The 22,931-nt window shown below is 45.7% G+C and carries 20 protein-coding genes; 17 read left to right on the forward strand and 3 right to left on the reverse strand.

Going from position 1 to position 22,931, the window contains the following annotated elements; translation table 11 throughout:
• The first annotated feature begins 1 nt into the window (after position 1).
• The gene (gene recD / locus LYZ37_RS03395; protein WP_272786467.1) at positions 2-2,143 is read left to right on the forward strand and encodes an exodeoxyribonuclease V subunit alpha; all 2,142 of its coding nucleotides are present in this window, start codon (positions 2-4) and stop codon (positions 2,141-2,143) included.
• A 26-nt stretch (positions 2,144-2,169) separates the two neighbouring features.
• Here recD and LYZ37_RS03400 read toward each other — a convergent pair whose 3' ends face one another.
• The gene (locus tag LYZ37_RS03400) at positions 2,170-2,346 is read right to left on the reverse strand and encodes a hypothetical protein (RefSeq protein WP_004746266.1); all 177 of its coding nucleotides are present in this window, start codon (positions 2,344-2,346) and stop codon (positions 2,170-2,172) included.
• Positions 2,347-2,552: 206 nt separating this feature from the next.
• Entirely contained in the window at positions 2,553-3,890 is a 1,338-nt protein-coding gene (argA, locus tag LYZ37_RS03405; protein WP_272786468.1) for an amino-acid N-acetyltransferase, read from the reverse strand.
• A 225-nt stretch (positions 3,891-4,115) separates the two neighbouring features.
• Between argA and LYZ37_RS03410 the strand changes: the two genes are divergently transcribed.
• The 14 genes from LYZ37_RS03410 to LYZ37_RS03475 all read left to right on the forward strand — a co-directional run bounded on the left by LYZ37_RS03410 (position 4,116) and on the right by LYZ37_RS03475 (position 18,158).
• Entirely contained in the window at positions 4,116-4,529 is a 414-nt protein-coding gene (locus LYZ37_RS03410; protein ID WP_272786470.1) for a DUF2850 domain-containing protein, read from the forward strand.
• Positions 4,530-4,598: 69 nt separating this feature from the next.
• Positions 4,599-5,702, forward strand: coding sequence for a murein transglycosylase A (gene mltA, locus LYZ37_RS03415; protein ID WP_272786472.1), 1,104 nt, complete (start codon positions 4,599-4,601; stop codon positions 5,700-5,702).
• Between the two features lie 73 nt (positions 5,703-5,775).
• Complete coding sequence (gene tcdA, locus LYZ37_RS03420) at positions 5,776-6,585, forward strand: tRNA cyclic N6-threonylcarbamoyladenosine(37) synthase TcdA (RefSeq protein ID WP_272786474.1); 810 nt, start codon at positions 5,776-5,778, stop codon at positions 6,583-6,585.
• Positions 6,586-6,597: 12 nt separating this feature from the next.
• A complete protein-coding gene (gene csdE, locus LYZ37_RS03425) occupies positions 6,598-7,029 on the forward strand; it encodes a cysteine desulfurase sulfur acceptor subunit CsdE (protein ID WP_272786475.1) in 432 nt (143 codons plus the stop codon).
• A gap of 134 nt (positions 7,030-7,163) precedes the next feature.
• Positions 7,164-8,291 (forward strand): bifunctional tRNA (adenosine(37)-C2)-methyltransferase TrmG/ribosomal RNA large subunit methyltransferase RlmN, encoded by a 1,128-nt coding sequence (locus tag LYZ37_RS03430; RefSeq protein WP_272786476.1) that lies wholly within the window; start codon positions 7,164-7,166, stop codon positions 8,289-8,291.
• A gap of 324 nt (positions 8,292-8,615) precedes the next feature.
• Positions 8,616-9,581, forward strand: coding sequence for a cytoskeleton protein RodZ (gene rodZ / locus LYZ37_RS03435; protein WP_272786477.1), 966 nt, complete (start codon positions 8,616-8,618; stop codon positions 9,579-9,581).
• Between the two features lie 9 nt (positions 9,582-9,590).
• On the forward strand, positions 9,591-10,709 hold the full coding sequence (gene ispG, locus LYZ37_RS03440; protein WP_004746274.1) for a flavodoxin-dependent (E)-4-hydroxy-3-methylbut-2-enyl-diphosphate synthase: 1,119 nt from the start codon (positions 9,591-9,593) through the stop codon (positions 10,707-10,709).
• Between the two features lie 48 nt (positions 10,710-10,757).
• Positions 10,758-12,026 carry a histidine--tRNA ligase gene (hisS, locus tag LYZ37_RS03445; RefSeq protein WP_004746276.1) on the forward strand — a complete coding sequence of 423 codons (1,269 nt, stop codon included), beginning with the start codon at positions 10,758-10,760 and terminating at the stop codon, positions 12,024-12,026.
• 57 nt (positions 12,027-12,083) lie between these two features.
• On the forward strand, positions 12,084-12,698 hold the full coding sequence (locus LYZ37_RS03450; protein WP_239826388.1) for a YfgM family protein: 615 nt from the start codon (positions 12,084-12,086) through the stop codon (positions 12,696-12,698).
• Positions 12,699-12,707: 9 nt separating this feature from the next.
• A complete protein-coding gene (bamB, locus tag LYZ37_RS03455; protein WP_272786478.1) occupies positions 12,708-13,868 on the forward strand; it encodes an outer membrane protein assembly factor BamB in 1,161 nt (386 codons plus the stop codon).
• 167 nt (positions 13,869-14,035) lie between these two features.
• On the forward strand, positions 14,036-15,523 hold the full coding sequence (gene der / locus LYZ37_RS03460) for a ribosome biogenesis GTPase Der (protein WP_272786479.1): 1,488 nt from the start codon (positions 14,036-14,038) through the stop codon (positions 15,521-15,523).
• Positions 15,524-15,684: 161 nt separating this feature from the next.
• Positions 15,685-16,551: an alanyl-tRNA editing protein gene (locus LYZ37_RS03465; RefSeq protein ID WP_272786480.1), complete on the forward strand. Its 867-nt coding sequence runs from the start codon at positions 15,685-15,687 to the stop codon at positions 16,549-16,551.
• A gap of 318 nt (positions 16,552-16,869) precedes the next feature.
• Positions 16,870-17,898, forward strand: a complete 1,029-nt coding sequence (locus LYZ37_RS03470; protein WP_272786481.1) for a sensor domain-containing diguanylate cyclase — start codon at positions 16,870-16,872, stop codon at positions 17,896-17,898.
• Positions 17,899-17,936: 38 nt separating this feature from the next.
• Entirely contained in the window at positions 17,937-18,158 is a 222-nt protein-coding gene (locus LYZ37_RS03475) for a zinc ribbon domain-containing protein (RefSeq protein WP_171322252.1), read from the forward strand.
• A gap of 60 nt (positions 18,159-18,218) precedes the next feature.
• On the opposite strand, the gene xseA is transcribed toward LYZ37_RS03475, so the two are convergent.
• Entirely contained in the window at positions 18,219-19,550 is a 1,332-nt protein-coding gene (gene xseA / locus LYZ37_RS03480) for an exodeoxyribonuclease VII large subunit (protein ID WP_272786483.1), read from the reverse strand.
• A gap of 231 nt (positions 19,551-19,781) precedes the next feature.
• Between xseA and guaB the strand changes: the two genes are divergently transcribed.
• Positions 19,782-21,245, forward strand: coding sequence for an IMP dehydrogenase (gene guaB / locus LYZ37_RS03485; RefSeq protein ID WP_004746284.1), 1,464 nt, complete (start codon positions 19,782-19,784; stop codon positions 21,243-21,245).
• Between the two features lie 116 nt (positions 21,246-21,361).
• Positions 21,362-22,915, forward strand: a complete 1,554-nt coding sequence (gene guaA / locus LYZ37_RS03490) for a glutamine-hydrolyzing GMP synthase (RefSeq protein ID WP_272786485.1) — start codon at positions 21,362-21,364, stop codon at positions 22,913-22,915.
• Positions 22,916-22,931: the final 16 nt, after the last annotated feature.

Below are 22,931 nucleotides of genomic sequence, written 5' to 3' on the forward strand. Positions count from 1 at the left end.
CATGACAACTCTTATTTCCGTGCTTAAACAATTGGCAAACAAATCCAGCATCAGACAACTTGATTATCAGTTTGCCCGCTTTATCGATAGCCAATCGCAGGATGATCAGCTCGCTTTTATTGCAGGAGTCGTCAGCCACGAACTTGGCAAAGGCCATATTTGTCTACCGCTGTTTGATGCAGAAGGGCAGCCTGTCGATCTCGCTGCTAAGCTGGGTTTGTTTGGCGAAGCGGCGTTAGAGTTAAATCAAACATTGGTGGCGATTGACTGGGTGTCCTTGCTCAACAACTCTTGTTTGGTGGCCAAAAACTCAGCTGAAGAGAGTGAAGCGCTACCGCTGATATTTGATGGTGAGCGACTCTATTTACACCGCTATTGGCACTATGAAGTGACCTTGGCTGAGCGTTTGAATAGCTTTGGGTCACCTATGATCCTAAAGCCTAATGAAGTCCAAAAACTTTCCAATCTTCTTGATCATCTATTTGCTCGAAACTATCGCTATCTATTTGAAGCAATTAATAAATCTCAGCAAGAAGGTGACTCTACCCCTGTGATGCGTCAGCGTATGGTTTGTGACCATCTAGATGTGGTGGCAGAGGATAAACTGGATTGGCCTACCATAGACCAAAAACTCCTAGCCGCTAAAAACATTGAGCAACTTTCGGTGCTGGACGAGTTAGTTCCTTTATCTGCCTGTGTGAATTGGCAGAAAGTTGCAGCTGCGGTTGCACTGAGTAAAAGGTTTGCCGTGATCTCTGGTGGTCCGGGCACAGGTAAAACGACCACGGTAACCAAACTGCTTGCCGCTCTGATTGAGCAAGCTCAAAGCTCATCGCAACAAAACGCTCAAGCTGATCAGCCAACGATTAAGTTGGTCGCACCGACGGGCAAAGCGGCAGCAAGATTAACCGAGTCGATTGGTAAAGCCGTGGCAGAGTTACCTGTAGCACCTGAGCTAAAACAGGCCATTCCAACTGATGCCAGTACATTACATCGCTTGCTCGGCGCATTGCCTAACAGCTCGGAATTTCGACACAACAGAGATAATCCACTCCACCTAGATATGCTGGTGGTAGATGAAGCCTCAATGGTCGATCTGCCTATGATGTACAAATTGGTTGATGCGTTACCTAAGCATGCCAGATTGATTCTACTGGGTGATAAAGATCAGTTGGCATCAGTAGAGGCGGGGGCGGTTCTGGGGGACATTTGTTCATTCAGCCAACTAGGTTTCAGCCATGGTCAAGCGGCTCAAATTGCTCGCTTAACCGGTTTTGAAACACTGGCCCACACTACGAATACGCAGCCCTCTATTGCTGATAGCTTATGTATGCTGAAGAAGAGCTATCGATTTGATGCTCGTTCTGGAATCGGTCAATTAGCGCAAGCCATTAATGCTGGTTCGGCACAAAAAGTTGACTGGGTTTGGCAGAAAGATTTCTCTGATATCGCTAAGTTTCCGATTGATAGCCAACACTACAATCAAATGGTGCAGACTTTGGTTGCCGAGTATAGCCATTACCTTAAGCGAATTGATGTGCAGCAACTCGATTCAGCAACAGGCGAAGTCGAAACCATGGCGAAGCGGGCCAAATCGGTATTGGATCAGTTTGCGCGTTGTCGTTTGTTGTGTGCTATTCGCGAGGGCGACTTTGGTGTTACTGGGCTCAATCAACGTATTGAACGTGCACTAGCGGCTAAAAAGTTGATTCAGACCCAAGACGAGCTTTGGTATCACGGTAGACCTGTGATGGTGGCGAGAAATGATCACGCATTAGGTTTGTATAACGGTGATATCGGTATTTGTATGCTGGACGACTCGGAAAGCGAGCCAAGATTGAAAGTTTTCTTCGAACTGCCAGATGGCAGCGTCAAGTCAGTGCTACCAAGCCGTGTACCAGAACACGAAACCGCTTATGCGATGACGATTCATAAATCTCAAGGGAGCGAGTTTGAGCATACGCTAATGATTTTGCCACCAGACTTTACTCCGATTCTGACACGCGAGTTGATCTACACAGGGATAACGCGAGCGAAGAAACGTTTGAGTTTATACATCGATGAGCGAGTGATGAAGCGCGGAATTAAGGTTCGTACTGAGCGAGCGAGCGGATTGATACATAGGTTGCAGCGAAGGGGATAACCATCCGTGGCTACCGTATTAAACGATTAAAGTGCTTTAGAGAAAGAGATACTGCGAATGCGGTACTTTTTCTGATAGTTCAGAATGAACGCCTTTAAGCCTTCTGTCACTGGGAAGACACAATGAACGTCTAGATCTTCTAGTAGTTCATTGTCGGCCATGTCCCAAAAACTCTGTACTGAGTTACAGATAATTTTCTTCATCGATAGTTTGCTCTTAGTGACGTAGTCAGTAACCTCAAGCAATCCTTGCGACTCAACTGTGTAAAAAGTTAAGTAGAGAAGTGAATCCTATCTAGCTCCTCACTAGAGGTGAGGAGCTGAAATATTAACCAATTGGAAATATGAAATAAAGCTTATAGTGTAAGAAAAATAAGCAATTTGGTCGCAAGTGTAAGAATTACAATCGCTTAGAGAAGAAGTGCTAAGATCTTCGATTTGCGTTGATAATTGTATAAGTTTAGCTTCTGAGAAGGTAAGAAATCGACCCCCATCTCATGGAAACCTTGCTCTCTAAACCAGTGAAGACTGTGGGTGGTTAAAACAAAGATGTGCTCAATCCCCTGAGCCTTAGATTGTAAGCGCATGTGGTTAAGCAGCAGTAAGCCTCTGTTGCCGTCACGATACTCAGGATGAATCGCAACACAGGCCATCTCTGCCATCTTTTCATCTGGGTATGGGTAGAGAGCAGCGCAGCCAATGATCAGTCCATCTTTTTCTATGATGGTGAATTGATGCAGCTCTTGCTCCAACTGTTCACGTGAACGCCTAACTAGCACGCCTTGTTCTTCCAGTGGCTGAATCAGATCCAAGATGCCACCAATATCATCAATGTCGGCAACGCGAACTTGCTCAGCACTGGCTTTCACCACTTGGGTTCCGATACCATCGAGTGAAAACAGTTCTTGAATTAGAGCACCATCAACTTTATAGCTCACTAGGTGGCTGCGAGGAACTCCAGCGCGGCAAGCCGCGGTCGCTGCGCGTAAGAACCTTAGTGTGCCTGAGGAATTATCAACGCCTTCGATTCGGTCTGTTTCAAGTCTGGATAAAATTCTTTCCGCATCTTTTGGGAACAGTTCAGCAACGACGTCGCCATTTTCGTCGATGATGCCCTGTTCTGAACAAAAGCCGATTAACTTGTCCGCATTGAGCTTAATGGCGACCTGAGTTGCTACCTCTTCTGAAAGCAGGTTAAACGACTCTCCGGTAACAGAACTCGCTATTGGGCCAAGGAGAACAATCGAACCTTGATCCAACATGCGATTGATCCCTTCCACATCGATGCGTCGAATCCGGCCGCTGTGACAATAGTCGATACCATCGTCGACTCCGAGAGGTTGAGAGGTAATGAAGTTACCGCTAACAACGTTCAGTTGAGTTCCAGCCATAGGGGTATTGCTTAAGCTCATCGACAGCTGAGCAGTGATGGTCAGTTGCAATTGTCCCGCTGCTTGCATGACATAATTGAGTGATCTTTCATCAGTAACGCGGATTCCTTTGTGATATGGGCTATCGTACTGATTTTGCTCAAGAAGGTGATTAATTTGTGGTCGCGCTCCATGAACGAGAACAATTTTGACACCTAAGCTATGCAGTAGAGCCAGATCACTGATAATATTCGAAAAATTGCCGTCAGCCACGGCTTCGCCACCCAGCATAATGACCATGGTCTTATCTCGGTGAGCGTTGACGTAAGGAGCAGATTGCCTAAACCCTTTGACTAGGGCAGTACTTCGAATCTTCACAATATCTTCCGTGGATTGAATTTATATACAAATATATTGCAATTTTATTCGGTGTTCAGCAAGGTTTTTTTCAATGTGATGTAAGTGCTTCTTTGTGTTCTTAGTGTAAGGAGCGGATTTCGACTTTGAGACTCAGAGCCATTGAGCAGGTCAAAATGGTTTTGTAATTCGCGGTAAACACATTTTTGGTTAACAATTAATGGTGAAATTATCAGTAGTACATTGGTGACAAAGAAAGTGAGTGGTGTAAGCGGTAAGAAGAAGTTTCTTGAGCGAGCAATAGTGTTAGGTGCAATTATTGCTGCGGTAGCGGCTGTTATGATGACAAGCAGCTTGTATCAGTTCTACTTAGCTAAAACGTATCCTAAATCGAATGTTTATGGCACTTGGGTTGAGCAAAACGTTGCGTCTTATGCGGCGGAAGAATTTGTGGTCAGCTCTGCAGGTATTTCTATTAACGGTGGGATTGTCGATACTCAGTACAGTTGGGACGGCTCCCATCTGGAGTATCGCCTTGGTGATAAGGTACGTAAGTTTAAAGCGCTCAATGAGGAATTTACCGAGCTGCAGTTAGTCTCAGAACCCAACTACCAACCTGTGTATCGATTGTCAGAAAAAGTTAAAAATAACATTCATTAACGACGACTCGATTGCGAATTCCTAACAAGTTTGTCATGCTCATGACATAGCTTGTTAGGGATAAAACCAGTGTTTAAAAAATATCTTCCTCTTGCAGCCGCCAGTGTACTGTTCGGCTGTGCTCAACCTACCGACCGCGCTCAGCAATATGTCGATGATGAATTCAATTCAATTTTGAATAAATCTGCAGTTGTCGAATCGACTAAGCCACGCGATTTTACCGAGTTTCATCGTCAGGCTGAACAAGTCGTTGATAACTCGCCTTCTATGGCAAAGATCTATCAGCCCTTATATGACAAGTTAAATGAATGGGTATTGCAAAGCGGTGAACCTACCGATCTCGCCAGCTTTGGCATTCAAGCTGCTCAATTAGGTGGTGGTGACAAGCAAGGTAATGTTTTATTTACCGGATACTTTTCTCCGGTGATGGAGCTTCGCCATGAGCCCAATGAGAAATTTAAATACCCAGTTTATGCCAAACCTGAGTGTGATAGCGATTGCCCGACCCGAGCTCAAATCTATGATGGTGCGCTAGAAGGTCAAGGTCTGGAGCTAGGTTACGCATCAAATAGGATCGATCCGTTTTTGATGGAAGTTCAGGGTAGTGGTTTTGTCCATTTCGAAGATGACGATACTTTGGAGTACTTCGCCTACGGAGGCAAAAACAACAAGGCGTATGTCAGCATCGGTAAGGTGTTAATAGAAAGAGACTTAGTGCCAAGAGCAAAAATGTCGATGAAGGCGATCAAAGAGTGGGTCATGGAAAATGATGAAGCAACCGTTCGTGAGCTTCTTGAACAGAATCCTTCTTTCGTTTTCTTCCAGCCTCGCGCTGACGCACCAGTGACTGGCTCGGCAGGTATTCCACTTCTACCTATGGCCTCTGTCGCTGGCGATCGTTCCATATTCCCGATGGGTACACCAATCCTTGCTGAAGTACCATTGCTAAATCCGGATGGTTCATGGAGTGGTGCGCATCAGCTGCGTCTATTGATCGTGCTAGATACTGGCGGTGCAGTAAAACAGAACCATCTCGACCTTTATCATGGGATGGGGCCGCGAGCGGGTACCGAAGCTGGTCACTACAAACATTTCGGCCGAGTGTGGAAACTGGGGCTTGAAGGGAGTGCGACACAAGCGCCTTGGGCATTGCCTCCAGAAAAGCTACAATAGCTTCATCTAGACTTTTTAATAAAGAGTGCGTATAAATCGCACTCTTTGTTTTTGTACCCAGCGGAATACCCATATGCGTGAACTCGACACTCCAGCTTCTGATAATTACAACCAACGTTTTGGTGGCACACGCCGTCTTTACGGTAATAGTGAAGTTGAGATTTTGCGCGCTGCGCATGTCTGCGTAATCGGTATTGGTGGTGTGGGTTCATGGGCTGTTGAAGCACTGGCAAGAACAGGTATCGGTGAGCTAACCCTGATCGATATGGATGATGTATGTGTGACTAACATTAACCGTCAGATTCACGCAATGAACGGAACCGTGGGTCAAAGCAAAATCGAAGTGATGGCAGAAAGGGTTAAGCTGATTAACCCGGAGTGTAAAGTGAATCTGATTGATGATTTTATTACACCAGACAACCAACATGAGTACCTGAGTAAAGAATACGACTATGTGCTGGATGCGATTGATAGCGTCAAAGCAAAAGCGTCGTTATTGGCGTACTGTCGCAGCAATAAAATCAAAGTTATTACGACGGGCGGTGCTGGTGGCCAGGTTGACCCAACTCAAATTAAAGTCGCAGACCTGACAAAGACGATTCAAGACCCATTGGCGAAGAAAATCAAAGATACGCTGCGTCGTCATCATAACTTCCCAACTAATCCAGCGCGTAAGTTTGGTATTGAATGTGTATTTTCCACTGAGCAACTAAAATACCCTCAGCCGGATGGCAGTGTATGTGGGGTAAAATCAACCGCGGAAGGACCAAAGCGCATGGACTGTGCCAGCGGTTTTGGCGCGGCTACGGTTGTGACGGCGAGCTTTGGTTTTGTTGCGGTATCACGCATCGTTGAAAAGCTTATCCAGAAATACAATAAATAAGGTTCGAGAAAAATGTCACCGTTTCCTCAATCACCATTTGGCACTGAAATTACGGCCGAAGAGATAGCCCAAACCATGCAAGGTTTCAAAGGCTGGGAAGATCGCTATCGTCAGGTTATCCAATGGGGCAAGAAACTGCCAAAGATGCCTGAAGAGCTTAAGTCTGAGCAAGTGACGGTCTCAGGTTGTGAAAGCACGGTATGGCTAGTGAGTGAAAATTCCGATGGAATCTGGCATTTCTGTGCAGATTCCGACGCACGTATTGTGCGTGGTCTGATTGCTTTGGTGATGGCGGCATTTGATGGTAAATCTTCGCAACAAATTCAATCTTTTGATATTGATGCCTATTTTGACAAGCTGGGCTTGATTGCCCACTTAAGCCCTTCTAGAGGTAATGGCTTGAAAGCGATTGTTGAGCAGATTAAGCAAATCTCTGAAGACTAATTCCCTCTGTACAAAAAATAAACACCACTATATTAACGCCTTAGTAAATACAGGGCTTTACAGGTCTTGTTGTCGCTGCGTAAAGGCTGTACAATTCGCGCCCTTAATTAATGTTCCGTCGCTTGAGAGGCCACATGACCACTGAAAAAATCAATCTACTCGACTTTGATCGCCAAGGTTTGCGTAAGTTTTTTGCCGATGAGCTTGGTGAAAAAGCATTCCGTGCAGATCAGGTGATGAAGTGGATCTACCATTTCGGTGTCGATAACTTCGATAATATGACCAACATTAATAAGAAGTTACGTGAAAAGCTGCAACGTCGTTGCGAAATTAAAGCGCCAACCGTAGCGGAAGCTCAGCACTCGTCAGATGGTACGATTAAGTGGGCGATGAAGGTGGGCGATCAAGACGTAGAAACGGTATACATCCCAGAAGATGACCGTGCTACCTTGTGTGTTTCTTCGCAAGTTGGCTGTGCGCTAGAGTGTAAGTTCTGTTCGACTGCTCAACAAGGTTTCAACCGCAACCTGAAAGTCTCTGAAATTATTGGTCAGGTATGGCGCGCTGCGCGTGAGATCGGTTTAGAAAAAGAGACAGGTCGTCGTCCAATCACCAACGTAGTAATGATGGGGATGGGCGAACCACTACTCAACATGAAGAACCTGATTCCTGCGCTTGAGCTAATGCTTGATGATTTAGCCTTTGGTTTGTCTAAGCGCCGCGTGACGGTATCAACATCTGGTGTGGTCTCTGGCCTCGACCAGATGACAGGTAAGATTGACGTTGCACTGGCTATCTCACTGCATGCGCCTAACGATAAGCTACGTAGTGAAATCATGCCAATCAACGATCGTTGGGATATTGAAGATTTCTTAGCGTCTGTACGTCGTTATATTCAGTCTTCTAACGCTAATCGCGGTAAGGTAACAGTAGAGTATGTTCTGCTTGACCATGTTAATGATGATATGGACCACGCACGAGAGCTTGCTGAGCTGTTAAAAGACACGCCTTGTAAGATCAACTTGATTCCGTTTAACCCGTACCCGGGGTCGCCATACAAGAAACCAAGTAACTCGCGTATCGATCGTTTCCAAAAAACCTTGATGCAGTACGAGCACACGGTAACGGTACGTAAAACTCGTGGTGATGATATTGATGCAGCATGTGGTCAGCTAGTTGGTGACGTCATCGACCGAACTAAGCGTACAGCGACCATTAAAGCGGCCAAAGGTGAAACAATTGAAGTTAAAGCAGTTTCATAAAGCGCGCTAATTTTGCGAAAGCCAGAGCCTAGCTCTGGCTTTTTTGTTACTTCTGGTAGCGATCTCTCTGTCAAAATAACGAAAAACCTTGAGCTGCTTGTAAATTATGCGCTTTGTTAGTGTTGTTTCATCTATGATATCTATTAGAATTAATGGTTAACGCTTTCGGGGTACTTACCTCTGTCTATTGAGTGGAGCGTTGATTGACATAAATTAAGGATTATTCCTTACATAATTCAGAGTTTGGTTAGTAGCACGCAACGAAAAATAAATAATTAAGCGGCGATATGGCGAAACTGAAACGAGAAGAGAATTTTTAGTATCATGACATCTGAACAACAACTTCAAGCGAGCGACGAGATCGTCGAAAAAGTGCAAGCGGGCACTCTATTAAAAAACAAACGCGAATCGCTTGGCCTCAGTCAAAAACAAATTGCCGACCGTTTACGCCTACGCGTATCTATCATCGAAAATATCGAAAGCAATAATTTTACTTCTGACCAGGTAGCCACTTTTACTCGTGGCTATTTACGTTCATATGCGCGAGCGGTAGGGATTGCGGAGTCAGAAGTCTTATGTGCATTAGATGGTTGTGAAGATACTCAACCAGAAGAGCAAGAAATGAAAAGCTTCTCGCACAAAACTAAGCGCGAAGCCCATGATAGCCGCATAATGACCCTAACCTTGGGTATTGTGATTATTGTGTTAGGCATTTCATCTGTTTGGTGGTGGCAAAACCAAGAAAAAAGCATGGAGTCACTGACCGACCAAACGGATCAAGAAATACAGCTAGAGCAGGAAATAGAGAATCAACCGCTTGATTTTACAACCTTAACTGAAGCAGAGCTGGAGCCTACAGTTGGTGAAGATGCGATTGAAGCACTCGACTCAACGCCAGCGCCTGCTACTGAAGAGGAAGTCTCGACTGAACCTGTTGCTACAGAGATAGTCGAAGAGACTCAACCCGCTCAAGCTGCGCCTGTAAGCGAAACGAAAGAAGTTGTTCAGCCAGAGCCTGTAGAAGAAACCGCGCCAACAGAACAAGCTGCCGCGGCTAACTTACTGGTGATGTCATTCACTGATGATTGCTGGATTCAAGTCAAAGATGCCTCGGGTAAAACCCTTTCTACTGGTGTGAAGAAAGCGGGTCAGAGCCTCAATTTAAGCGGCAATTTACCTTATAGTGTCATTTTAGGTGCACCAGAAAACGTTTCAATGACATTAGCGAGTGAACCTGTCGACCTTTCTGGGTATACTTCAGGCAAAGTAGCAAGATTCAACTTACCTTAAAAAATTACTATGCAATACGAATCTCCTATCAAACGTCGCCCATCGACTCGTATCTATGTGGGCGACGTACCTATTGGTGACGGTGCACCGATTGCTGTGCAGTCGATGACTAACACTAGAACAACAGACGTTGAAGCGACTGTTGCTCAAATTAAATCACTGGAAAATGTCGGTGCTGATATCGTTCGCGTATCGGTTCCAACTATGGATGCTGCGGAAGCGTTCAAGCAAATTAAGCAGCAAGTGAATATCCCACTCGTGGCGGATATTCATTTTGACTATCGTATCGCGCTAAAAGTGGCGGAGTACGGCGTAGACTGTTTACGTATCAACCCGGGCAATATCGGTAACGAAGACCGTATCCGCTCTGTGGTTGACTGTGCGCGCGACAAAAACATTCCGATTCGTATCGGTGTGAATGGTGGCTCGCTAGAAAAAGACATTCAGATGAAGTACGGCGAACCAACTCCAGAGGCGTTGGTAGAGTCTGCGATGCGTCATGTCGATATTCTTGATCGTCTTAACTTCGACCAGTTTAAAGTGAGTGTGAAAGCATCAGATGTTTTCCTTGCGGTCGATTCTTATCGCTTACTTGCGAAGAAGATCGATCAGCCGCTTCACTTAGGTATTACTGAAGCCGGCGGCGCACGAGCTGGCGCAGTGAAATCTTCAGTTGGCCTTGGGATGCTGTTGGCAGAAGGGATTGGCGATACGCTGCGTATCTCTCTTGCGGCTGACCCAGTAGAAGAGATCAAAGTTGGTTTCGATATCCTAAAATCTCTGCGTATTCGCTCTCGCGGTATTAACTTTATTGCTTGTCCAAGCTGTTCGCGCCAAGAATTTGATGTGATTGGTACCGTGAACGCACTAGAGCAGCGTCTAGAAGATGTGATTACGCCGATGGATGTGTCCATTATCGGCTGTGTGGTCAATGGTCCGGGTGAAGCAGAAGTTTCTCATTTAGGCTTAGCAGGAAGTAACAAGAAGAGCGCATTCTACGAAGACGGTAAACGTCAGAAAGAGCGTTTCGACAACAATGACCTTGTTGATCAGCTAGAAGCTAAAATTCGTGCAAAAGCTTCAACATTAGACGAAGCAAATCGCATCGACGTTAAAGTACAAGATTAATCTCAACGTAACCCAAATTACGGTAACTATTTTTTACGGTAAATAACTGTGGCAAAGAAAATCCAAGCAATTCGAGGCATGAACGACTGCCTTCCAACTCAATCACCACTGTGGCAGAAACTTGAGAACACAGTGAAGAACGTAATCAGCGCCTACGGTTACAACGAAGTGCGCATGCCAATCGTTGAGATGACTCATCTATTCAGTCGCGCTATCGGTGAAGTGACCGACGTGGTTGAAAAAGAGATGTACACATTTGAAGACCGTAACGGCGACAGCTTAACCCTTCGTCCAGAAGGCACGGCTGGCTGTGTACGTTCTTGTATTGAAAACAGCCTGATCAACCGTGATGAGCAGCGCCTATGGTACATGGGTCCAATGTTCCGTCACGAGCGTCCGCAAAAAGGTCGTTACCGTCAATTCCACCAATGTGGTGTTGAGGTATTTGGTCTAGACGGCCCAGATGTTGATGCAGAACTTATCATGATGACGGCTCGTCTATGGCGTGAGCTTGGTATTGATAAGCACGTTCGACTAGAGCTTAACTCAATTGGTTCACTGGAAGACCGTGCGAACTACCGTACTGCACTGATTGCCTTCCTAGAGCAGCACATTGATATTCTAGATGATGATTGTAAACGTCGTATGCACACTAACCCGCTACGCGTTCTGGATACTAAGAACCCAGACGTGCAAGCGATTCTAGGTGATGCACCACGCCTATCTGATTACCTAGGTGAAGAATCAAAGCAACATTTTGCAGGTCTTTGTGAACTTCTTGACGCGGCAGGTATCGAATACACAGTTAACGAGCGTTTAGTTCGTGGTCTGGATTACTACAACCGCACTGTATTTGAGTGGATTACTGAAAGCTTAGGTGCTCAAGGCACCGTGTGTGGTGGTGGCCGTTATGATGGTCTAGTCGAACAGCTAGGCGGCAAAGCAACACCAGCAGTGGGCTTTGCTATGGGTCTTGAGCGTCTGGTTCTTATGCTAGAAACTCTAGAGCTAACAGAAGTTCGTCGTAGCGTTGATGTTTACATGGTAACGGCAGGCGAAGGTACTATGTTAGCGGGTATGAAGCTAGCAGAGTCACTACGTGAACAAGTCCCTGGACTACGTGTTATGAGCCACTTCGGTGGTGGTAACTTCAAGAAGCAGTTCAAGCGCGCAGACAAAGTAGGCGCAGCTGTAGCTCTAGTACTTGGTGAAAACGAAGTCGCTGACAACACAGTGGTACTAAAAGATCTGATTGGCGGTACTCAAGATACACTGAGCCAAGCAGATGTCATCGCTAAGCTAGCAGAGCTCGTTTAATATTAATGAATTTTGAGTGGCAGTCTCGGCTGCCATTTTGATGTAAGAGGACAGGAAGTGGAACTCTACGATACTGAAGAACAACAAGTAGAAGCGATCAAAGATTGGTGGAAAGAGAACGGCAAAGCAGTCATTTTAGGTGCTGTTGTTGGTCTAGGCGGTCTGTTTGGCTGGCGTTACTACCAAGATTCAGTGACGTCGGCTCAAGAAGCAGCGTCAGAAAGCTACACGAAAGCGGTTCAAGCGCTTGCTGAAAAAGGCGCGTCTGCAGAAGGCGATATTCAAGCTTTCATCGATGCCAACAAAGAAACTGAATACTCAGTATTAGCTGCGCTACAACTGGCAAAAGTTCAAGTAGAAGCGGGTAACCTTGATGAAGCTTTGGCTCAACTAGAGTGGGCAAAATCAGCAACCAAAGATACAGCAGTTTCAGCGGTACTTGATTACCGTTTAGCTCGCGTTAAAGCAGAACAGGGCGAATTTGATGCAGCTGTTGCTCAGCTAGCTAACATTACAGATGAAAGCTGGGCTGGTCGAGTGGCTGAGCTAAAAGGTGACATCCTATTGCGTAAAGGTGATGCACAAGCGGCTTACGCAGCATACACCGAAGCACAGCAGTCAGGTGATGCGAGCCAGACGCTACAGATGAAACTGGATGATCTAGCCAAGTAAGGGCGTCGCATGAAGAATATGCTGAAAAAAGCACTCACAACGGCGATGTTCGTTGGTGTTCTCGCGGGCTGTGCTGGCGAAGAAGATACCATCATTATGTCACCGGTACCGCAAGTTGACAGTGAGTTCACTCCATCAAGTCAATGGAGTACTTCTGTTGGTAATGGTGTTGGTCAATACTACTCTAAGCTCACTCCAGAATACGCTTATGGCAAAGTGTTTGTCGCAAGTCGTGATGGTGTCGTCAAAGCCTTGGATCCTGAAAGTGGTAAAACCTTATGGGAAACCGAGATTGAAGCGGATGTCTCTGCTCGTCTAGCAGGTGGCATTACCGCAGGTTACAGTCAAATCTTTATTGGTAGTGAAAACGGTCAAGTGATCGCCTTCAATGAAGAAACAGGTGAAGTGAACTGGCAAGTCGACGTTGACGGCGAAGTGCTAACGGCACCAGCAACAGACAGTAACTACGTTATCGTTCATACCAATAGCGGTATGTTAGTGGCGCTAGACCAAGAAACGGGCGAAACCAAGTGGACCATCAGTACTGAAGTTCCAAACCTAACTTTGCGTGGTAATAGTACTCCAGTAACCGCTTCTGGTGGTGTTTTCTGGGGTACGGCAAACGGCCGACTCGCAGCCGCGATTGTTGAACGTGGACAGCTCATTTGGCAACAACCAATTGGTATGCCACAGGGCGCAACTGAGATTGATCGCCTAGTTGATGTCGATGCTGCACCGCTGATTTTGGGTAGCTCACTATACATCGTAGGTTACAACGGGCAGCTAACAGCAATTGATCTGCGCTCGGGCAAACCGGCTTGGAAACGCAGCTATTCTTCAGCAACTGATCTGGCGAGCGACGGCAGTCGTCTGTACTTAGTGACAGAAAAAGATCATCTTGTCGCTGTAGATGCTCGTAGTGGTACTGAGCTGTGGACTAATGACCAACTAGAACACCGACTACTCACTGCTCCTGTCATGATTGACGAGTACGTTGTGGTTGGCGATAGCGAAGGCTATTTGTACTGGATCGATCGCAGCAGCGGCGAATTTGTTTCAATGCAGCAAGTAAATACCACAGGTTTTGCTGTGGCACCGATTGCAGTGCCCGGTGGTTACGTGTTGATGACTCGCAATGGCGATGTAAAGAAACTGACGATCAACGAGTAATCGTGTGATATAATTCACATTCGGCTCCTAGCTGGTAACAGTTGGGAGCCGTTTGTTTGTTTTAGAACCCATAGTTAGATGTGGTTATAGGTAAAGCGCTCAAAGTGTGGACTCTGCTGAGTTGTTACCTATAACTACATAAAGAAAAGAATATTGTAGAGGTTGTTATGGTACCTGTTGTTGCTCTGGTAGGGCGTCCAAACGTTGGTAAATCAACGTTATTTAACCGATTGACTCGTACTCGCGACGCATTGGTTGCGGATTTCCCTGGCTTAACTCGTGACCGTAAATATGGCCAAGCGAAGCTTGGTGAGCATGAATTTATCGTGATTGATACCGGCGGTATCGATGGCACGGAAGAAGGTGTTGAAACCAAAATGGCTGAGCAGTCATTGGCAGCGATTGACGAAGCTGATGTTGTGCTGTTTATGGTTGATGGCCGCGCAGGTCTGACGCCATCTGATATTGCGATTTCTAATCACCTACGCAAAATTGAAAAGCCGTCAATGCTTGTAGTGAACAAGGTTGATGGTATCGATGCTGACGCCGCATCGGCTGACTTTTGGCAGCTAGGTGTTGAAAACATGTATCAGATCGCTGCTGCTCACGGCCGAGGTGTTGGCGCATTGATCGACCGAGCTCTGAATCCATTTGCTGAAAAAATGGCAGAAGAAGCGCAAGGTGAAATCGAAGACTTAACTGAATTCGTTGACGAAGACGAAGAGAAACTCGACTACACCGAAGAAGAAGCGGAAGAAGAGTTCAAGCGTCTACAAGATCAGCCGATTAAATTGGCAATTATCGGTCGTCCTAACGTAGGTAAATCAACCCTAACTAACCGTATTCTCGGTGAAGAGCGCGTGGTAGTTTACGATATGCCAGGTACGACTCGTGACTCTATCTACATTCCTATGGAACGTGATGGTCGTGAATATGTTCTTATCGATACTGCGGGTGTACGTCGTCGTAAGCGTATCAACGAAACCGTTGAGAAGTTCTCTGTAGTTAAGACGTTGAAGGCAGTTGAAGACGCTAACGTTGTTCTACTGGTTATCGACGCTCGTGAAAATATCTCAGATCAAGATCTAAGCCTTCTTGGTTTTGCACTTAACGCGGGTCGCTCAATTGTGCTTGCAGTGAACAAGTGGGATGGTCTGGATATGGACGTGAAAGAGCACGTTAAGAAAGAACTTGATCGTCGTTTAGGTTTCGTCGACTTTGCTCGAATCCACTTTATCTCTGCACTTCACGGTACAGGTGTTGGTCACTTATTTGAGTCTGTTCAAGAGGCATACAAATCAGCGACAACTCGCGTAGGGACTTCTGTGCTGACGCGTATCATGAAAATGGCTACTGACGATCACCAACCGCCACTAGTGCGCGGTCGTCGTGTTAAACTCAAATACGCGCACGCTGGTGGATACAACCCACCGATCGTTGTGATTCACGGTAACCAAGTAAATGAACTACCAGATTCGTACAAACGTTATCTGATGAACTACTACCGTAAGTCATTGGAAATCATGGGTACACCAATTCGTATCCAGTTCCAAAGCAGCGATAACCCATTTGAGGGCAAATCGAACAAAATGACTATGTCTCAAGAGCGTAAACGTAAACGCCTAATGAGCATGATGAAAAATCGTAAGAAGTAACTCTGCTTCCTAACGGTAGAAACGACTAATTTCGACAAAAGCGCCTGATAATCTCGGCGCTTTTTTTATACCAGTCGGGATAAATAGGTGATCCGCGATGTTCACTAGCAAGAATGACCAGATGTTTATTCTGGTTAGTATGATATGGAAAGAATAGAAAGATGCACATTACACCCACCATTACACAATTCTGTCATCAAACTTGGCAGCTAGAAGCCAATATTCAACTGACCAAGTTAACCGACGAGCACTTCTATGTAGTAACCGATACCACGCCTTTTCACCCTGTAAGCCATATTTGGCCTGATCATCCAGCAGATAAAGGCACACTGAATGGCTACATTGTGCAAGATTGCCAAGTCGGTGCTGTCGATACTGAAAGCGGTGAACTTTATGTTGGACAGGCGATTCCGGTTAAACGTGATGAAGCGGGGTGGGTGTTTGTCACCGTGCATTGTTTATCAGTAGATTGTTCTGATTTAACTCTAGGACAGAGCGTGAGCCTATCTGTTGATAAAGAGTACCAACTGTCACTCAGTCGAGGTCATAGTGCGGGTCACTTATCCTACCTTGCGTTAAACAAAGTGCTTACCGAACAAGGCTATTGGCGTAAAGATGCCGATCGCAAAGACCCTCACGGAAACTATGATTTTAACAGCTACGCGCAAGTGACCAGTTTTGTCACCCCAGATAAGTGCTTAGATACCTATCGTTTAGGCAAAACGCTGCGTAAACGAGGTTTAAATAGCGCTGATATGCTGTCAGATTTAAGTCATATCGAGCAGCAAGTTAACGAACAATTGATCAACTGGCTTGAGCTCAAATCTGACATCAAAGTTGAGCGCGATGGTGAGGCTTTAACCGATTCTCGATATTGGCAATGTGACTTGAAAGAATCCACCATGGCAGTCATTCCGTGCGGTGGCACCCATGCCAGTTCATTGACAGAATATCTCGCTATTGAGGTGAGTTTACGTCATGTTGATGAGCAAAATATTGAAATGCACACCCATGTAAAACCGGCTTAATGGAATCTGATCTTTTTATTAAATTCTAATAATTGCAATAAATCTGATGGGTATGAAGTTTTATGCTTTTTAAAATCCAAATACAGCACATGTAACTTATGCTTTCGGTATGTGGTTATATAAATGTTCTTTTTGGGGCAGATCGCTGATCACTTTGGATTTTGCCGACGATCAGACTTGGATCTTTTATCATCTTAACGTTGTTTGTGGTAAAGATTAATTGCTTATGGCTATTAATGAGCTTGCGATCGGCTAAAAAGCTCAAATTTTATGCTAGTGTTCGAGGTGAATAACTAAAACAAATAAAGTAGTCGCCTTATGAGTCATCTTGAACTTCTCACTGCTCACAGAGAAGTAAATAAGCTGCTCGCAAAACTAGCCTTGGGAATGGGAAAAGAAGAGCTCAATCGTAGAGTTGTTGATCTCTCTGAAAGCTGGTTTGGCGAGCGTAGAGCATCTATTCTTCGTTTAGAGCCGAACACCGCGAAATTACATTTGGAATATGCGCCTAATTTGCCAAAGTTGTATAACGACGCAATTGAGGGTGTTGAGATTGGGGCTAATGTGGGCTCTTGTGGTGCTGCGGCATATCTAAAGCAGACAGTGGTCGTCGAGGATATTAATCACCATCCAAATTGGACACCATTCCTTTCACTGACTACTCAAGCCAATTTGAGAGCGTGCTGGTCGGTGCCTATCTTATCAAGCGAAGATACTGCAATGGGGACATTTGCAATCTATAGCTCAACGCCATCTGCTCCCGCGGCTCATGAGCTCGAAGTACTTGAGATGTTAGCCTCATTGTATGCTGTTGCCTGGGAAAAATATCAGCTTGAAGAGCAGCTTTATTATCATGCGCGGTATGATTCGCTAACCAAGTGCTTAAATCGCTCTGCATTGCTAGACCAAGTCGCTGATTGTTTAAATACCGATCTTCAGTATGTCTCTTGCTTCTTCGCCGACATAGACCAGTTTAAGTTGATTAATGATCGTTTTGGTCATGAAGTCGGTGACAAAGTACTGTCTACCGTTGGAGCGCTGCTTAACCAAACCTTTAAAGGTTGTAGTCTAAAAGGTCGCTATGGAGGAGACGAGTTTGTTGTGTTTTCCTTCTCGAATAGTAGAGAAGTGTTCACAGAGCTCGAAGAAATGTTTAATCAACAGCTGAAGAATGTCTCCCCAATAGAAGGCTTAACGATCAAAGTGAGTGTGGGTAAGGCCGTATGCGAAGTAAGCCGAGTGACGTCACTACAAAGCTTAATAAAGCTTGCTGATCAGCAGATGTATAAGGTTAAACACCAGCGCAGGCATGATAAAGATCAAGGCAAACTCACCGCAGAACATTAAAGTTAGCGTAAGTGATGAAAGATTATTGAGTGTCGTTTATGAACGAGAATAATTGCCCTGTGTGCGAAGACGAACTCGAGTGGACAGGTAAATACCACTGTTCTGCTTGCGATGAAAACTATATCAAGGTGGGGTTCTGTCCTGATTGCGAAGCCGAGTTAGAAAAGCTCCAAGCATGTGGTGCGGCGAACTACTTTTGCAATAACTGCAATGAACTGAAATCTAAATCTCGCGTTCGATTCGAGTTTCAACCAAACTAGCTCTCCAGTTCTCCAGTTCTCCAGTTCTCCAGTTCTCCAGTTCTCCAGTTCTCCAGTTCTCTAGTTCACTGTTGAACGGACTTCGCCATCAGAAAGACGGGTGACCAAAGTGTCACCTGTTTTTATTTGCCCGGTTTCAGTCACCACTTTACCTTGTTCGGTCTGAGTGATCGAATAACCGCGTTTAAGTGTGGCGAGTGGGCTTACGGTTTCAAGCTTTTCCGCTGCCATTGCAAGTTGGTGGCGAGTATTGAGCAGTTTTCTATCCATCGCATCCAATAACTTTTGCTCCAATCTTTGTAATGACGCTTTTTGCTCGGCCAGTCGTTTGATTGGAGAATTGAGCTGAATTTTGTGCTGCTGACGTTCAATCTTCTGATTGCGCTGAGAGATAAATTGCCCCATCGCACGGTGCAGTCTAGCTTCAAGCTCGTCTAGTTGCTGGCTTTGACGCTGCAATTGATAATTAGGATGGTGGCGCTCGATACGGTGAAGTAAAGAAGTGGTCGTTCTTTTTTGCTCAGCCAAGTAGTAACGCATTGAGCTAACCAGTTTGTGCTGGCGAGTGGTGAGCGCTTGTTCTTTGTGGCTGTTATCTCGACTAACCAGTTCCGCTGCGGCTGATGGAGTCGGGGCACGCATGTCCGCAACAAAGTCGGCAATCGTCACATCGACTTCATGACCGACTGCACTGATGATCGGAATTTGGCTCGCGGCAATGGTGCGCGCCAGTATTTCATTGTTAAAACACCACAAGTCTTCCAGTGAGCCACCGCCACGTCCAACAATTAGAACGTCACACTCATTGCGGCTATTTGCACAGCCAATGGCTTGTGCGATTTGGATAGCGGCTTCTTCTCCCTGAACCATGGTTGGATAAACAACCACAGGAAGGGAAGGATCACGACGCTTAAGCACATCGAGGATATCAAATAGTGCAGCGCCCGTTTTCGACGTGACAACTCCGACGCGTTTAGGGTGCTCTGGTAACGGCTGTTTACTGGTTTGGGCAAATAAACCTTCCCCCGCCAGTTTCATCTTCAGTTCTTCAAACTGCTGTTGAAGTCTGCCATCACCCTCAGGCTGCATACTTTCAATGATCAATTGATAGTCGCCGCGAGGCTCATAAAGAGATAAGCGTGCTTTGACTAGGACTTGATTGCCGTTTTGCGGTTTGAAAGTAACGCGACGACTGTTACCACGGAACATGGCACATTTAACTTGAGCGCGAGAGTCTTTAAGAGTGAGGTACCAGTGCCCAGAAACAGGCGCAGAGAAATTAGAGATTTCTCCCACTAACCAAACAATGCCCATTTCATTTTCTAGTAACAGACGGACTTCAGCATTAAGACGAGAAACGGTGAAGATGTTTTGATTGGTCAGAGAAGACACAGCTAATCCCGTGGACGTGGGTATGGAAATTAGCGGCAATATAATACATAGCAAGGGGGTAAATGCAAGAAAAAAATTAAAAAATTTGTGGTCAAGCGATTGCGTTAGCCGTATAATCCGTCCGCAATATCTAATCCAAATGCAGCCAAGCATCTCCGCTTACTGCCCTCATTATGCGAAACGATGAGATTGGATTGTTCTTTTTACTCCTCTAATTGTGAGATATTGCAAATGCTAAGAATTGCCAAAGAAGCGCTGACATTCGATGACGTACTACTTGTGCCAGCACACTCCACTGTTCTCCCAAACACAGCTGATCTTCGCACTCAGCTAACTAAGAACATCACCCTAAACATCCCAATGATTTCGGCGTCTATGGACACCGTTACTGAAGCGCGCCTAGCAATTGCACTAGCGCAAGAGGGTGGCATTGGCTTTATCCACAAGAACATGTCGATTGAGCAGCAAGCAGAAATGGTTCATCAGGTTAAGATTTACGAAGCAGGTGTGGTTTCTCACCCTGTGACAGTTAGTCCAGATGCATCAATTGCTGATGTGGTTGCTCTTACTGAAAAGCATGGTTTTGCAGGTTTCCCTGTAGTGACGGATAACAACGAATTGGTTGGTATCATCACTGGTCGTGACGTTCGTTTCGTAACGGACCTTTCTAAGAAAGTAGAAGTTGTCATGACGCCTAAAGAGCGTCTAGCGGCTGTTAAAGAAGGTGCAACTCGTGAAGAAGTTCAAGAGAAAATGCACGAAGCGCGCGTAGAGAAAGTACTGGTTGTGAACGATGAGTTCCAATTAACCGGTATGATCACCGCAAAAGACTTCCATAAAGCAGAGCGTAAACCAAACGCATGTAAAGACGAGCAAGGTCGCCTACGTGTGGGTGCAGCTGTTGGTGCAGGCGCGGGTAACGAAGAGCGAGTAAAAGCTCTAGTCGAAGCTGGCGTAGACGTACTACTTATCGACTCTTCACATGGTCACTCTGAAGGTGTTCTAAACCGTATTCGCGAAACTCGCGCGGCATACCCAGATCTAGACATCATTGGCGGTAACGTAGCAACAGGTGCAGGCGCGAAGGCTCTGATTGAAGCTGGCGTAAGCGCAGTAAAAGTGGGTATCGGCCCTGGCTCTATCTGTACAACTCGTATCGTTACTGGTGTTGGTGTACCTCAAGTTACTGCTATTGCAGACGCAGCAGAAGTTGCTGGCGAGTACGGCATTCCAGTTATCGCTGACGGCGGTATTCGTTTCTCAGGTGATATCTGTAAAGCAATCGTTGCTGGCGCATCTTGTGTGATGGTTGGTTCAATGTTTGCTGGTACTGAAGAAGCTCCGGGTGAAGTGATTCTATACAACGGTCGTTCATACAAAGCATACCGTGGTATGGGTTCACTAGGCGCTATGTCTCAAGGCTCTTCTGATCGTTACTTCCAGTCAGATAACGCAGCAGACAAGCTAGTACCAGAAGGTATCGAAGGTCGTATCGCATACAAAGGCCGCCTAAAAGAGATCGTTCACCAACAGATGGGTGGTCTACGTTCAAGCATGGGTCTTACAGGTAGTGCAACGGTTGAAGATATGCGTACTAAAGCTGAATTCGTACGTATTTCAGGCGCTGGCATGAAAGAGTCTCATGTACACGACGTTCAAATTACGAAGGAAGCACCAAACTACCGTTTAGGTTAATCGCAACGCGATAAGTACAAACCTGACGGAAACGTTTGCTTTTTTCCTTGAAGCATTAATAAGAGGCGAGTAAACTCGCCTCCGTTTTAATAACCTAGCTTATAAGACTGCTCAAAATGACTAAAAATATCCATGACCAACGTATTCTGATCTTGGACTTCGGTTCTCAGTACACTCAACTTGTAGCACGCCGCGTACGTGAAATCGGCGTTTACTGTGAACTTTGGAGCTGGGATGTAGAAGAAGCGGATATTCGTGAATTCAACCCAGATGGCATCATCCTATCTGGTGGCCCTGAAAGTGTAACCGAGGACAACTCTCCTCGCGCTCCTCAATATGTATTTGACTCAGGTGTTCCTGTGCTTGGTGTATGTTACGGCATGCAGACAATGGCAGAGCAGCTAGGTGGTAAAGTATCAACGTCTGATGAGCGTGAATTCGGTTACGCTGCAGTACAAGTTTCTGGCGAATCATCAATCTTTAAAGATCTTGAAGCTTCTCAAGATGTATGGATGAGTCACGGTGATAAAGTTGTCGAGATCCCTGAAGGTTTCGTGAAAGTCGGTGAGACAGACACATGTCCTTACGCTGCGATGGCGAACGAAGAGAAAAAATACTTCGGCGTTCAGTTCCACCCAGAAGTAACGCACACTAAAAATGGCTTACAAATGCTAGAGAACTTTGTTCTTGGTGTATGTGGCTGTGAGCGTCTATGGACTTCAGAATCTATCATCGAAGATGCGGTAGCACGTATTAAAGAGCAAGTGGGTGATGACGAAGTTATCCTAGGTCTTTCGGGTGGTGTTGACTCATCTGTTGTTGCGATGCTTGTTCACCGTGCAATTGGCGACAAACTAACATGTGTATTTGTTGATAACGGTCTACTTCGTCTAAACGAAGGTCAACAAGTGATGGATATGTTTGGCGACAAGTTTGGCCTAAACATTATCAAGGTTGACGCAGAAGATCGCTTCCTTGCGGCTCTTGAGGGTAAGTCTGATCCAGAAGAGAAGCGTAAGACAATCGGTCACGTATTCGTAGACGTATTCGATGAAGAGTCGAAGAAGCTGAAAAACGCGAAATGGCTTGCTCAAGGTACGATTTACCCAGACGTAATCGAATCTGCTGCATCTAAGACGGGTAAAGCGCACGTCATCAAATCACACCATAATGTGGGCGGTCTTCCAGATGATATGGAAATGGGCCTTGTTGAGCCACTACGTGAGCTGTTCAAAGATGAAGTTCGTAAGATTGGTCTAGAGCTTGGTCTGCCTTACAACATGCTTTACCGCCACCCATTCCCAGGTCCTGGCTTAGGTGTTCGTGTTCTTGGTGAAATCAAGAAAGAGTACTGTGATTTGCTACGCCGCGCTGACGCTATCTTCATTGAAGAGCTGCACGCTGCTGACCTATACAACAAAGTATCTCAAGCGTTCACCGTATTCCTACCTGTACGTTCTGTAGGTGTAATGGGCGATGGTCGTAAGTATGACTGGGTTGTTTCTCTACGTGCAGTTGAAACTATCGACTTTATGACAGCGCACTGGGCACACTTGCCATACGACTTCCTAGGTAAGGTATCTAACCGCATCATCAATGAAGTTGACGGTATTTCTCGCGTAGTTTACGACATCTCAGGTAAGCCACCAGCGACAATCGAATGGGAATAATCCCTGTTTGAATAGA

It is taken from the genome of Vibrio tubiashii (assembly GCF_028551255.1).
Classification (GTDB): domain Bacteria; phylum Pseudomonadota; class Gammaproteobacteria; order Enterobacterales; family Vibrionaceae; genus Vibrio; species Vibrio tubiashii_B.